Source organism: bacterium, from assembly GCA_016708315.1.
GTDB lineage: Bacteria > Zixibacteria > MSB-5A5 > CAIYYT01 > CAIYYT01 > JADJGC01.
In genome coordinates, this window is sequence record JADJGC010000002.1 from 202,291 (window position 1) to 215,038 (window position 12,748).

The following is a 12,748-nucleotide window of genomic DNA, read 5'->3' on the forward strand; positions in this document are numbered from 1 at the left end:
GACTATGGCTAAGAAAAAATCCCGCAAACAATCAGCCCGACCGCAACAGCAACCGCAGGGTTTCAATTTTGGCCGCTTCTATCGGCATAACAAGAACCAAATACATAAGGGACTGATCTATGCCATCGCCGTAGTCGTCGGTATCTCTGTTCTCTACGGCGGATATCATCTCGTCGTCAACTGGGGCGCAACCCTCACAAAAGACGAGTACGTCACCCTGGCGAGAAACGCGATGTATCAGGGGGAATATGACAAGGCCGTACTAAACTATCACAAAGCTCTCAACGCCGATCCTGACGACAAGATGATCCAGCGTGAGCATTTCCTTGCGCGATCCCGCGACAACATGTCGCGCGGAAGTTCGGTTGAACTATTTCATGCTGCGGCTCAACAACTGTTAACCGAGTTTCCCAACTCATTGATCGCCAAGGTCAACGTCGCCCAGGCTTTGGAACTGCGCGGTGACGTCGCCGGAATGCAGGCTCAGGCCGTCGCAGCGCGGACGCAGGCAATGGCAACCTCTGACACAACTGCGCTTCTGGCTGCTGATCTCGTCTTGGCAACGTATTACCGTACTGAAGAGATGCAGGACTCGGCATTCTTCATCGGCAACGAAGCGTTGGATGCTGCCGAGGCCCTGAACGACACATTCCACATTGCACTTGTCAGGGCTGGGTTAGGTTTTGCCGCAATCCGATTGGACAGTCTCTCATTTGCGCGCGATGTCTTCGAGGACTTACTGGGATATAATGGCGAAGCCGCAGCGAGTTTCCATGATGTAGCTAACACGGGCCTTGCCGATTATTATCACCGCTCTCGCATGAACGACTCAGCGCGCGTGATCCTGCATCGGCTAGATCACGTCATCAATAGCGATGCCGCCGATGGCACGGCTGCCTATGCGCTGCATATTCTCGGCAGAGTACTACGCGATTCCGGTCAGCTTGATTCGGCAGTGACCCGGCTTTCACAATCGCTCGCGACTTGGCAGGGACTCCGCAGCGTAGTGGATGTCATCGACAACCTCAATGATCTGGCGGCAACCTATCGTCTTCAACAGGATCATTTCAATGCCCGCAAGTACTTCATGGCCGCTGGGAATCTGGCGAAGACATTTGAATACCCCGCAAAGGACAAGTACACCGCGGACATGAATCTCGTGTTCTTAAAGGGCCTCAAGTCGGAAGACTACGTCCGCGCCGGCGAAGAGGGCAAGACCTTGGCGGACAACTTCGCGCGACGGTGATGTACACAGTCGGACTCACGGGGCAAATCGCTTGCGGCAAAAGCAGTGTCGCGCGCGAACTTCAGAAACTCGGCGCGGTAGTTATCAATGCCGATGACATCGGGAGGGAAGTCGTCGAACAAGACACAGCAGTTGTCCGCAAACTCAAATCTATCTTCGGCAAGGATATTGTCTCTCCCGCTGGCAAGCTGGACCGCCGGAAACTTGGCGCCAAAGCCTTCGCGTCCGACGAGAACACTCTCAAGCTCAATCGCATAGTCCACCCGGCTCTGCTCGCACGACTTCGCAAACAAATCACCAAACACCGTAAGGGCGGCAAGACCCGTTTGCTCGTCGTCGACGCGGCTTTGATCTTCGACTGGAAACTAGACCGGGAACTGGATGTCGTCATCGTTGTCGACAGCACTCGGCCGAACCAATTGTCGCGTTTGGAAAAGCAGGGAATCGGGCGCCGCGAAGCGTTACAGCGAATCAAGAGGCAGATTCCCAAGAACCGTTTGCGGCAGTTGGCCGATGCTGTCATTCACAATAATGGCACGCCCGACCAATTGGTGCACAGAACCTGGCGTCTCTATGCCCGATTGGTGCAACATTCCGGACAGAAATTTGATTGACTTCATTTGGTTTTGGCTTATGTTCACGCTTCACAAGAACCCTTGGCGGGAGGAAAGTTGAATCCTTTCAATTACTCAATAGACCAGCTTAAAGCGAAAGCGCTCGAAATCCGGCGCGATATTATCACTATGCTGATCGAAGCAAAATCCGGTCACACCGGCGGACCGCTGTCATGCACCGATTTCGCCACAGCGCTGTACTTCCGGATTCTCAATCACAAACCCGAGGATCCCAAATGGGCTGATCGCGATTTTGTGTTTTACTCAATCGGGCATGTTACCCCGATCAATTACTCAACACTGGCAGAATGTGGCTACTTCCCGAAGCGTGACCTGATGAAATTCCGCAAATTCGACGGCCATCTGCAGGGACACCCACACCGGCTCGATACACCCGGAATCGAAATCTCTTCCGGCTCGCTCGGCCAGGGTCTCGGCACAGCTTGCGGAGTTGCCAAGGGATCGAAGATTGACAATCATCCGCGCCGCGTATTTTGCATCATGGGCGATGGCGAACTTCAAGAAGGCTCCTGCTGGGAATCGGCTATGTTCGCCGGCCACTACAAGCTTGACAATCTCGGCGTTATCGTCGACTACAACAAAGCGCAGATTGACGGCGTCGTTGCGGACATTATGGATATCGCACCGCTTGCCGACAAATGGCGCGCATTCAACTGGAACGTCATTGAAATTGATGGACACAACATGCAAGCCATCGTCGATGCGTTTGAATCAATGTTGAAATTCAAGGGCAAGCCCACTGTAATCATCGCCAATACTCTCATGGGCGAGGGCGTGTCTTTCATGCGCGGCAAATACCAATGGCACGGCAAACCGCCCAAAATGGACGAGGGTGAATTGGCGCTCAAGGAACTTGGCACAAACTACGCGGAATGGTCAGCCCGCCTCATGGCAGGATAGGATATGATAAAAGAAATGACTGAAGTAAAAATGGAAAAGACCCGCGTCGGATTTGGACACGGGTTAGTGGACTTGGGCGATAAAGACGAACGAATCGTGGTGTTAGTCGGCGACCTGATGGAATCGACTAATGTCAACTTCTTCGCTGAAAAGTATCCGAGCCGATTTATCCAGGTCGGCGTTGCCGAACAGAACATGGCGCTCATTGCCGCGGGACTTTCGCTAATCGGCAAGATTCCGTTCTTCTCGACCTACGGCGCATTTGCCGCCTATCGCTGCCTCGATATGATTCGCATCACGCTTTGCTATTCCAATGCCAATGTCAAAATCGGCGGCGCACATGGTGGAATTTCCGTTGGCCCCGATGGCGCAACCCATCAGGCAATGGAAGAGATTTCGATTCTTCGCTCTATTCCCAACATGCGTTTGATAGTGCCCTGCGACTACTGGGAAACGCGCAAAGCGACCTTGGCCGCGGCCGCCGTTGAGGGACCTGTATATATCCGCTTCGGGCGCGAACCGGTCCCGGTGGTTACAGATGAGTCGACACCATTTGTCTTGGGCAAAGCGAACGTCTATCGCGAAGGCACCGACGTGGCAATTATTGCCTGCGGTACGCAGGTATATGAAGCCCTGGTCGCCGCAGATGCATTGGCAAGCGAAGGTATCAGCTGCCGGGTGATTGACATGCACACCATTAAACCGATTGATCGCGAGGCAATTCTCAAAGCAGCTCGCGAATGCGGCGCCATTGTTACTGCCGAAGAACATCAAGTTATGGGCGGGCTCGGCGGCGCTGTCGCCGAAGTCGTCGTTTCACAGCACCCGGTGCCGATGGAATTTGTGGCGGTAATGGATCGTTTCGGCCAGTCCGGTAAGCCTGACGAATTGATGGCGGCTTTTGGACTGAAGTCCAAGGATCACATCGCTGCTGTGAAGCGTGTGTTGAAGCGCAAAAAGTAACTTAGTGTCCGTTGGGAATTTGAATTCCCGCCCCTGTCTTGAAGGGGAATAGAATCGCAACGAACTCAAACTGGGTCAAAGTTACATCGTGAAGTTTGCCAGTCGCATGGGGCGTCTCGGTACCGAGACGGCCTTCGAAGTATTAGCGCGTGCGCGCGAATTGGAGAGTCAAGGGAGGCATATTATCCATCTTGAGATCGGCGAGCCCGATTTCGATACTCCAGCCCATATCGTCGAAGCCGGTGTTCAAGCACTCAAAGAAGGGTACACTCACTACGGACCATCATCCGGTCTCCCCGAAGTACGACAAGTAATCATCGACGAGGTCAACCGCAGCCGCGGCCTGAATCTCGGACCGCATCACGTAGTCGTCACTCCCGGCGCCAAACCGATTCTGTTCTTCACGGCTCTTGCCGCAATTGAAACCGGCGACGAAGTCATCTATCCTGACCCCGGATTTCCAATTTATGAATCGGTGATCAGCTTTGTCGGTGGAAAAGCAGTGCCGATTCCGCTGCGCGAGAGTAACGACTTCCAGATAGACATCGATGAACTGCGTCGAATCATCACCTCCAAGACTCGCATGATCATCATCAACTCACCCGGCAATCCGACCGGCGGCGTGTTGAGCCATGAGCAACTTCGCGAAATTGCCGAGTTAGCTGTCAAGCACGACCTTTGGGTTCTATCCGATGAAATCTATGGCCGCATTGTCTACGACGACAAGCATGAATCAATCACGCAATTTGAAGGTCTGATTGACCGGACGATCATTCTCGACGGCCTATCAAAAGCCTACGCTATGACCGGTTGGCGGCTTGGTTACGGCGTCATGCCGAACGACCTGGCATTCCTCGTGAGTCGCTTGATGACCAATAGCAACTCCTGTACTGCGTCATTTTCCCAGCGGGCAATCATCGCCGCCTTGCAGGGAACTCAGGAGCCTACAGAAAAAATGGTCGCCGAATTCCGCAGCCGTCGCGACATGTTGGTTGCCGAACTGAACACACTGCCCGGATTCTCGTGCCGGTCTCCGCGCGGCGCCTTCTATGCGTTTCCGAATATCACCAAGACCGGCAAGAAATCGCGCGACCTCGCCGAACGCCTACTTGAAGACGCCGGCGTCGCCGTTCTTTCCGGCACCGCATTCGGTGAGCACGGCGAAGGATTCCTGCGCCTGAGCTATGCAAACTCGCCTGAGAACCTACGCGAAGGCGTTCGCCGCATCCGCGACTACATTAGCCGATAGTATTTCAATCTCTTACTGACAAATATATGCCAACCTCGACTCAGGAGTAAGCCATGTCGGATCGTCTTGAACAATTCCGCAAGTATCGCGAGAAAATGAATGAACGCATCCTCGATGAAAAGCACCAACAGATCAATCGCTTCTTTGCCCTTGACACACGAACCTATGAAAACGGCACGCTGGACTCACGCACCAAAGAGATGCTCGGGCTCGTAGCGTCAATGGTCCTTCGCTGCGATGACTGCATCGCCTATCATGTGATTCAGTCAAAACAGGAAGGCGTGAATCGAGCGGAATTCTTCGAGATATTCAATGTGGCGCTCGTCGTCGGCGGTTCCATTGTGATCCCGCATCTGCGCCGTGCGGTCGAACTTCTCGATGAATTAGAAAAAGAGTAGTTATTGCGAAGGGCTAAGTCGCTAACGCATCGACTCCGGAATGAACAGCACCATCACATCCTGCAGGAAGTGCGCGATTATCGCCGGATACAGCGAACCCGAGTAGAGACACAAAGCGCAGAACATCAGTCCATAGACGAAAATGATTGCGAAGCCGCCAAGGCCTTGATACAGATGCCCGCTTGCAAATGACAGCGTAGAAACCAACACTCCCAACCACATTCGCCCATTGGCAATCTGTGTAACCCGCGTCATCACATAACCCCGAAATGTCACCTCTTCGCAGACTGCAACCACTGCGCATAGCAAGACCCACGTCAATTTCTCAGCTACGGTCTTTGGCAGCAGCGCGCCGAATTCTACGAAGCTCTCCGGCGATCCGGTTGCGATCATCGCCTGCAGGGAAGCCAGCGCAATGTTCGCCATCAGCAAGAATCCAATCGCCAGCGGTACCGACCAGCGCGTGAAATTCTTAAGTCCGATATTCCCGCTTCGTGCGTGTTCCGACTTCATGGCGACGGCGATCATACCGACTATCAGCAGTTGGACGAGGATTGTCGGGAGATAAATCTCAAGTATCGGCGACACGACGTCGGTAGCGAGGTCGTGTTGTGAATCGAGAAAATAGAAAGCGCTCACGGGCCAGACAATAACCAGCAATCCCAACACGAGGTAGCTGATCAGAGTCGGGCGCGGCTGCTCCGGCTGGGTCGATATGCTTGAATGGTCTAGCGGCGGATCTTCGAAACGATCAGCGCCACTCCCACCAGTATCAGTATCAGGGGCCATGATTCATGCACAGGAGGTAGGATATCGAGGTTCACCAGCAAGAAGAATATCCCAATCCCTAACACAATCAATCCTCCGGTGAGGTTGTACGAATGCGACGTCTTCTTGTCAGTATCAACTTCCTGCATAGTGCTCTCCGGCGTAACTTGTGAATTAGCTTCATTCTTATTCTAACTGAATCCAAGCTCAATCGCAATTGAAATTGCCCAATCGCCCTTTATGCGACTCCAAATGCGATAATCACCTGATTTACGTCTCTCCCAATTCGTGCCTAATTGCGCCCGAAAGGAGAACGCAATGAGGATCATCATTTACAGCAACAAGAAAATGTACGCTGCTTATGAGGCTATCTGGGGCGACACTGCCATCAACCCAAATAGCGTCAAGAAGAAAGAGAGAATCAGAATCGCCGTTTTGGCTGCGCTTGCCAAGCTCTCAGAGGGCGACCAATACATTATCAAACGATACCACTTTGACGGTGCGTCCATTCTCGAAATCGCCGACGAGCAAGGCTGCTCATTTGACACCGTGGCAAAACGGCACAGCCGCGCACTGCGTAAGCTTCGAAGTTTGCTTGCCGCATTTGCCGCATCGGAATTCAGGATACCGCAAACATCGACCAAGTGCGTGATTTGCTCCTCGCCTTACCGATCCGAAATTGACGAGTTCCTCGCCCACCACGTTGATGGGGATCGCTACCAGAATGAAATGCGCGAAATCAAGATGCGATTTGGCGTTTCAATAGTCTCAGTTATGACAATTGTCAGCCACCGCAAGTACCACTAAACCAGGAGTAACTGTTATGCGAAAACGATTCGATAACACACTTAACATCACCATTCCTTCGGAAATGAAACGAAGCCTCAACTCTCTCGCACGCGAGTGTGACGTCAACATGGCAGACCTTGTGAGAGTGTCGATCCGAATTATGCTGCCGGTGCTTGAAGCAGTGTGGAAGGCTAAGAAGGAAATGATGGACGAGATGGTGCGCCGCGGCGAGGGACACTTCCGGCAGCGTCATGATACCTTGGATTGTGACGACGACTATGGCACGAAACAGGGAGGTGGTCCCTGCTGATACAAATAGTTCAATACCGTGACCAGATCGACGATGTCGACCGCGCCGTCACAGTCGGCATCGGCGAGTGTGCTGTCGTCCGGAGTCGGACCGCCGAGATATAGGTATCGGACGAAGAACAGAATGTCGGTCAGCGTCATGCCAAGCCGTGAATCGATATCACCGCGCTGTTGACGAACATCAAGCACAATCACCGACGAGCCTTCCCGCACCGGTATGCTGGAATCAATCATTCGTACGCCAATTTCCCAAGTGCCGGTGTCGGCTGGGATGCCACTGAGCATTCCCGACTCTGATAATGTAAACTCGTCAGGCTTTGTAATCGAATAGGCCGACCACGTAAACGGAGGTTGCCCTCCGATAGCGGTCAATTGAACACTGTATCCCTGCCCGACTGCCGCGGTTGGCAGCGTATCGACTTGCGATTGGAGAGCAAGTTCGACTTGTGTATACTGATTCACAATCCAGTTCTCAGGATCGAGCTTGCACTCAGTTGGCTTGTATGGTAGGACGAATCGATAATTCTGGGTCTTCCGATCATTCGTCAGCCGAAAAGTCGTGCTGTCACTCTCGGATACGAAGCGAACATCGATGTCGGTTTGAAATAGGGGATATACCGATTGAACCTGCTTGAGCTGCAAATCCGTCACCCAGCCGGAATCAGTTTCGAATGAATCGAATCCGAAATGGTAGTCAGGGATGGTCGGCTGATAAACCCATTGCTGAAAAAAGTAATCTAGATCGCGTCCCGACACTTGCTCGCAGATTACTCGAAAGTCTTCGGTAGTTGCCGTGCCATATTTGTGCTTCGACTCGGCATACGTGCGCAAAATCGCAAAAAACGTATCCTCTCCGACAAGATACCGGAGCATATGCAGCACAAGCGCGCCTTTGTCGTAAACGACGCGGTCGAAAATCACATACGTCTCTGTGGTGTCTTCGACATAAACTTGCTGGTCAATCCGAATGAGTGAATTCATGTATTGGTGATAAGCCGCCGCGCCATTTGTGTGATAGATCCACAGCGCTTCAGAGTACCGTGCGAAACCCTCATTAAGCCAGATATCGTGCCATGTGCCGCACGTAATCATGTCACCCCACCATTGGTGGGCAAGTTCATGAGCTATGACCCAATCATGAAACGCGCCCATTGACGAACACGTCTGATGTTCCATGCCGCCACCAAACAGGAATTGTGCATGCCCGTACTTCTCGCGAATAAAAGGATACTCGCCGTATACACGTCCGTGAAATACTCCAACATTCTCACCACGAGATCGTTGTTAGCTCGCAGTCGCTCCACGTTTCCAGAGAGTATGTAGAAATCAACCGGCATCGCGCCATTGTCGTGATAGAACGTATCGGCGTAGTGCTCGTAATCGGCGATTGCCAGACTCACAAGATAGGTTGCTATCGGATACGATTCGTGCCAATGAGTCGTATTCGTGCCGTCGCCATTGTTGATTATGTTCTTCAGCGTACCATTTGATGCGACTTTGAGCCTGTTGTCGATAGTCACTCGCAGATCAACCGAATCCGCCTTGTCGGATGGGTGGTCCTTACAGGGCCACCAATTGCGGGCAAAAAACGGTTCAGACAAGGTCGACACCAGCGGCAGTCCATTGTGAGTCGCAAAAGAGAATGACCCAAATCCATCGGCAATCGGTGAACCTGAATAGAAAACTGTGACATCGAATTCTTCGCTTTGCGCAATCGCTGCTGTCAAGATTGTCACAATCGCGCCTCTGCGCTCAAAAGACCCCCTTACAGAGCCTGTGAATACGGAATCGACTACCATGTTTGCTGCGAGATCAAGTTCGACTGAAGTCAACGGCTCCAGCGCCTGTCCGTGCACTTCGACTTTTCCAGTGAGCAACTTTTGATCTGCATCAATCGAAAAACTCAAATGGTAGAATGTAACATCATACTGATTCTGATTCGCAGAAGGCACATGACTCGACAAAGCCCCAACATAGCGCGACAATTTCAAGTGATGCTGCTTGAGTGCTCGCTCATAGTCAAGCGGGTCGTCCTGACCAGATAATTCGGTCGCAGCAGCCGTCACGCAAAGTGCCGCAGTGGCAACCACCAGCCAGATTAGATTTCGAACAAACAGCTTCAATACATCCTCATTAGACTATATGACGATTCGGTTTCCATAATGCGCAATCAATTCAATTAACTACGACAGACAACATCCAAAAACAATAAAGCCGCACTTGACCGATGTCAAGTGCGGCTTTGTTGCAAACGATCTGAAGCAAGATTATTACTTCAGATTCACTCTACTGATTAGGGGCAGAACGGCGCAGGGCCGCCGCCGAAAATGTGCGCAATCAAATACACGGCATCAGAAATGCTGATACCGCCGCTGCCATTGGCATCGCCTAAGCACGGCTGAGCCGGTGCCGGGCCACCGCCAAAGATGTGAGCAATGATAAACACAGCGTCAGAAATACTAAAGCCGCCGCTGTTATTGGCATCGCCGCACAGACAATTGGCGCAAGCATCTGAACCGTTGTAGACGTGCAGACAGAGCCACGCACGGGCTTTGTCTAACTGAGTCTGGAAATTGGTCAGGTTCTGAACGCCATTGGTGCCGACAAACATGACCGCAAAGTGCAGTGTATCATTTGCCGCGCCATTTATTGTGGCGTTGCGAGCAAGAGTCAATACCGAGTTCAGATCTTCCAACGAATCCGTGGTTGCAAATCCGACAGTTGCCTGCAGCTTGTTCCACAGAGAATCATTTTCGTATCCGCCCAACGGATAGACGGTGACATCGTTTTCCCAAGCGAAGCCGCCGGTCACATTACCGCCATCTTTCAAGACGCCGCGAAGACCTGCAAAACGCAAATCATCCGGAGCATAGCGGCCGCGCTGATATATCGTCTCGCGGGCAGTGTCAAATCCGCCGACGTTGTCGGAGCTATCATCCGGTACGTCGATGTCGGCGGCATACGCGACTGTCAAGCCAGTCACACTGCCGGCAGGATTCTTCGTGCCTTTGTACAGCGAGTACGAGGCAATGATAAACGTCGAAGAATCAGAATGCTTCGGCGCATACCAGGTAACATCGAAACCAAGTGTCGAATCGCGATTTGCACCCTTACCGGAAGCGAAGCTGAAGAGCGGATTTCCGGTCGAGTCTATCGCCGTATTCGACTTGGCATATAGCGGACCAAACGGGTTGGAAACGGTCGGCACGTTGCCGCCGCCTTCAAAAATCAACCAGCTTAAGCTCGTGGCTGAATTTCCGAGCACCAGCGAACCATCATAGATCGGCTCCTGCTGATCTACGAAGTTGTAGAACATTCTGCCGACTTCCTGATGGGAATTACGACCCGCCTGGTTGACGTTCATGCGCACCAATGCGGTATGAATCGCCTGATCCTGCGGCAGGAAGAAGCTGTCGAAAACGTAAAATTCGACCGGCACCTGGAATGTCGACGGGCCTTCGTAGCTGAAAGTAATCGTAGCCGTGTACAAACCCTCTGTCGCAAGTGGTCCCGCGCTAATAGCAAGAACTTGCGAGTTTGTGCAACCGGCAGTCACTGCTCCGGAAGCCGGGACTGTCAGCCAATTCGATCCGACATTGTAAGCAATGGTCCGGGTCCAATTAGCAGTCGTGTTGCCGGCATTTGTCAGCGTAATGGAAGTATTGGCAACTTGCGCTGTCGTGGCATGGAACGGATAAAGAATTCCAGCTGGAGTCGAAGTCACACTGCGATAGGTGTCCATCGCGAAGCAAGGATGGCTGAGGAACATTACCGGGCTGTAGGTTTCCGCGGTACCATCATTGCCAACGCCGGAACCGGCGTCCTTATCGTTGATGTACTGAATGCGCAGAGAGTCCGTGCTATACATGGCTGAACTCGAGAAGTTGTCATCATCGCAGGTACCCGATGCGCAATTGTCGGTGCGTGAATTCGTCAAATTGACCGGAGGTCCCCAAGTCTCGCCGCCGGTTGACGACGCAGACGCAAAGATTTCGCCGTTCGGGAACTGGCCATTTGAGCAGTCTGTCAGCGCCGGGGTCGACGGATTAGTGTCGCCTACGTAGCGAGTATAAATTGCATAGATGGTCTTTGTCGCTCCAACCGTACACTCCGTAATGCTGACGCGGGCCACATTGTGTTCAAACGCCTTCATGGTGCAGTTGGCGTGCACGTTATTCGCGTCAAGAACCAACGATCTGCAATTGTTGCAGTCGTCCCAGTGATAGAGCTTGGCTTCCTGATCGGCAAGCTGCGAAGCAGCTGAATCATAGAACGCCGCTACATAGAGAATGTGATAGCAACCGTCGGCATCGAAGAGGGTAGACGTTTCCTGTGAAGCGCGCTCTTTTGCTGATGATGCATAGTTCGTCACATTTACAATCGGACCCCATGTTACGCCGAGGTCATTCGACATGCGATAGGCAACGTCATTGTTTTCGCGCGAGGTCGCCGCTGTGCGTGCCTTTGTATAGGCGATCGCGACTTTGTTCGAGTTTGGATCTTGAGCAACAGTATAGCTGATTGCAGTTGTTGAGTCGATGAACTTGCCGCAAGTGCCGTAATTGGTGAAAGCTCCGGTACCGCGAAAGTAAACCATCGCCGAGTAGTCAGAACCGGTATTGCCTTCCATCGCCACGACGTGTACAATCGGCGTTCCGCCGCCGTCATTGTCGCCTACTATCATCGGCCAAATGTATGGTTCAGAAACAGCGCCGCTAAACGTACCTTCGCAGCTCACAGCCGCCGAAGGAGCGTCAATGATCGAGAAGCTTGCCGCTCCTGATGCAAAGTCAAGAGCTGTCGTCGTACGATATGCCGCAAATGCCGCTCCATAACGCCACGCAGCAAGTGCCGAGCTATTGAAGTGATCAAGCGAGCACATATGGCCTTCACGACCGTCAGAAATCACCAGTCCGCCCGGAAGATCAAACAGACCGGTGTTCGGTACATATGAACCGTAGCGAATTTCGCGTTCCGTTGCCGCGACACCCGCAAGTTTGTGGGTCCAGATCATGTGTACACGGCCGTTTGGACCTTGCACAATTTGACGGCCCATGCGGCTGTTGTGCTGGATGTCATAACCGGTATTACCGATGTTGATGCCCGGCGACGCAAGGAAACCCAGTGCGGCTTGTGATGAACCGCTTGGTTTCGAAACATTGCGATTCAATTGTTCCAGCTGGACGTCTGTGAGAGGATGCTTCGAGCTCTCAGCCACGACATCGCGCGGATCAATTCCCGCCTCGATCGCACTCGTTGCCTTTGCAGCAAATGCTGAAACCGAGAACAGGAGAATCACGTATGCAATACTCAGGGCAAGCATTGTGAATTTTTTCATTTCAAGTCGCTCCTTCCAGTGTGAGGACGAAAACGTTGCAATTATACCATTAACGGGTGAATAGAAACGAAGATGCTCTTGGTGTGCAATCACCTCCCTCGGAATTCGAATCTAACAAGCAATCTCGATTGCCAGATACGGGACTCTTCCGAC

Annotated in this window: 13 protein-coding genes; 8 read left to right on the forward strand and 5 right to left on the reverse strand. The window is 52.4% G+C overall.

Going from position 1 to position 12,748, the window contains the following annotated elements; all coding sequences use genetic code 11:
- The first annotated feature begins 4 nt into the window (after positions 1-4).
- From IPH59_01125 to IPH59_01150, 6 genes are all read left to right on the forward strand, one after another.
- A complete protein-coding gene (locus IPH59_01125; protein ID MBK7090317.1) occupies positions 5-1,246 on the forward strand; it encodes a hypothetical protein in 1,242 nt (413 codons plus the stop codon).
- Positions 1,243-1,860, forward strand: a complete 618-nt coding sequence (locus IPH59_01130; protein MBK7090318.1) for a dephospho-CoA kinase — start codon at positions 1,243-1,245, stop codon at positions 1,858-1,860. Before IPH59_01125 ends, IPH59_01130 begins: the two co-directional genes overlap by 4 nt.
- A 57-nt stretch (positions 1,861-1,917) precedes the next feature.
- The gene (locus IPH59_01135; GenBank protein MBK7090319.1) at positions 1,918-2,781 is read left to right on the forward strand and encodes a transketolase; all 864 of its coding nucleotides are present in this window, start codon (positions 1,918-1,920) and stop codon (positions 2,779-2,781) included.
- 30 nt (positions 2,782-2,811) lie between these two features.
- The gene (locus IPH59_01140) at positions 2,812-3,744 is read left to right on the forward strand and encodes a transketolase family protein (protein ID MBK7090320.1); all 933 of its coding nucleotides are present in this window, start codon (positions 2,812-2,814) and stop codon (positions 3,742-3,744) included.
- Between the two features lie 88 nt (positions 3,745-3,832).
- Positions 3,833-4,993 carry a pyridoxal phosphate-dependent aminotransferase gene (locus IPH59_01145; GenBank protein ID MBK7090321.1) on the forward strand — a complete coding sequence of 387 codons (1,161 nt, stop codon included), beginning with the start codon at positions 3,833-3,835 and terminating at the stop codon, positions 4,991-4,993.
- A gap of 53 nt (positions 4,994-5,046) precedes the next feature.
- Positions 5,047-5,391, forward strand: a complete 345-nt coding sequence (locus tag IPH59_01150; protein MBK7090322.1) for a carboxymuconolactone decarboxylase family protein — start codon at positions 5,047-5,049, stop codon at positions 5,389-5,391.
- Between the two features lie 21 nt (positions 5,392-5,412).
- Here IPH59_01150 and IPH59_01155 read toward each other — a convergent pair whose 3' ends face one another.
- On the reverse strand, positions 5,413-6,180 hold the full coding sequence (locus IPH59_01155) for a CPBP family intramembrane metalloprotease (GenBank protein MBK7090323.1): 768 nt from the start codon (positions 6,178-6,180) through the stop codon (positions 5,413-5,415).
- Positions 6,120-6,308, reverse strand: a complete 189-nt coding sequence (locus IPH59_01160; protein MBK7090324.1) for a hypothetical protein — start codon at positions 6,306-6,308, stop codon at positions 6,120-6,122. Before IPH59_01160 ends, IPH59_01155 begins: the two co-directional genes overlap by 61 nt.
- 169 nt (positions 6,309-6,477) lie before the next feature.
- Here IPH59_01160 and IPH59_01165 point away from each other — a divergent pair, with 169 nt between their 5' ends.
- Both IPH59_01165 and IPH59_01170 read left to right on the forward strand, forming a co-directional pair.
- A complete protein-coding gene (locus IPH59_01165) occupies positions 6,478-6,966 on the forward strand; it encodes a sigma-70 family RNA polymerase sigma factor (GenBank protein MBK7090325.1) in 489 nt (162 codons plus the stop codon).
- 16 nt (positions 6,967-6,982) lie between these two features.
- The gene (locus IPH59_01170; protein MBK7090326.1) at positions 6,983-7,258 is read left to right on the forward strand and encodes a ribbon-helix-helix protein, CopG family; all 276 of its coding nucleotides are present in this window, start codon (positions 6,983-6,985) and stop codon (positions 7,256-7,258) included.
- On the opposite strand, the gene IPH59_01175 is transcribed toward IPH59_01170, so the two are convergent.
- The 3 genes from IPH59_01175 to IPH59_01185 form a co-directional block, all read right to left on the reverse strand.
- Complete coding sequence (locus IPH59_01175) at positions 7,225-8,433, reverse strand: hypothetical protein (GenBank protein MBK7090327.1); 1,209 nt, start codon at positions 8,431-8,433, stop codon at positions 7,225-7,227. The genes IPH59_01170 and IPH59_01175 overlap by 34 nt on opposite strands.
- Positions 8,382-9,380: a hypothetical protein gene (locus IPH59_01180; GenBank protein ID MBK7090328.1), complete on the reverse strand. Its 999-nt coding sequence runs from the start codon at positions 9,378-9,380 to the stop codon at positions 8,382-8,384. Before IPH59_01180 ends, IPH59_01175 begins: the two co-directional genes overlap by 52 nt.
- Before the next feature lie 170 nt (positions 9,381-9,550).
- On the reverse strand, positions 9,551-12,595 hold the full coding sequence (locus IPH59_01185; GenBank protein ID MBK7090329.1) for a dockerin type I repeat-containing protein: 3,045 nt from the start codon (positions 12,593-12,595) through the stop codon (positions 9,551-9,553).
- Between the last annotated feature and the right edge of the window lie 153 nt (positions 12,596-12,748).

What these genes read in the sequence shown, in the direction of transcription:
- IPH59_01125 (MBK7090317.1), top strand. Translation starts at nt 5, where the DNA reads ATGGCTAAGAAAAAATCCCGCAAACAATCAGCCCGACCGCAACAGCAA.
- IPH59_01140 (MBK7090320.1), top strand. Translation starts at nt 2,812, where the DNA reads ATGGAAAAGACCCGCGTCGGATTTGGACACGGGTTAGTGGACTTGGGC.
- IPH59_01150 (MBK7090322.1), top strand. Translation starts at nt 5,047, where the DNA reads ATGTCGGATCGTCTTGAACAATTCCGCAAGTATCGCGAGAAAATGAAT.
- IPH59_01155 (MBK7090323.1), bottom strand. Translation starts at nt 6,180, where the DNA reads ATGGCCCCTGATACTGATACTGGTGGGAGTGGCGCTGATCGTTTCGAA.
- IPH59_01160 (MBK7090324.1), bottom strand. Translation starts at nt 6,308, where the DNA reads ATGCAGGAAGTTGATACTGACAAGAAGACGTCGCATTCGTACAACCTC.
- IPH59_01165 (MBK7090325.1), top strand. Translation starts at nt 6,478, where the DNA reads ATGAGGATCATCATTTACAGCAACAAGAAAATGTACGCTGCTTATGAG.
- IPH59_01170 (MBK7090326.1), top strand. Translation starts at nt 6,983, where the DNA reads ATGCGAAAACGATTCGATAACACACTTAACATCACCATTCCTTCGGAA.
- IPH59_01175 (MBK7090327.1), bottom strand. Translation starts at nt 8,433, where the DNA reads ATGGAACATCAGACGTGTTCGTCAATGGGCGCGTTTCATGATTGGGTC.
- IPH59_01185 (MBK7090329.1), bottom strand. Translation starts at nt 12,595, where the DNA reads ATGAAAAAATTCACAATGCTTGCCCTGAGTATTGCATACGTGATTCTC.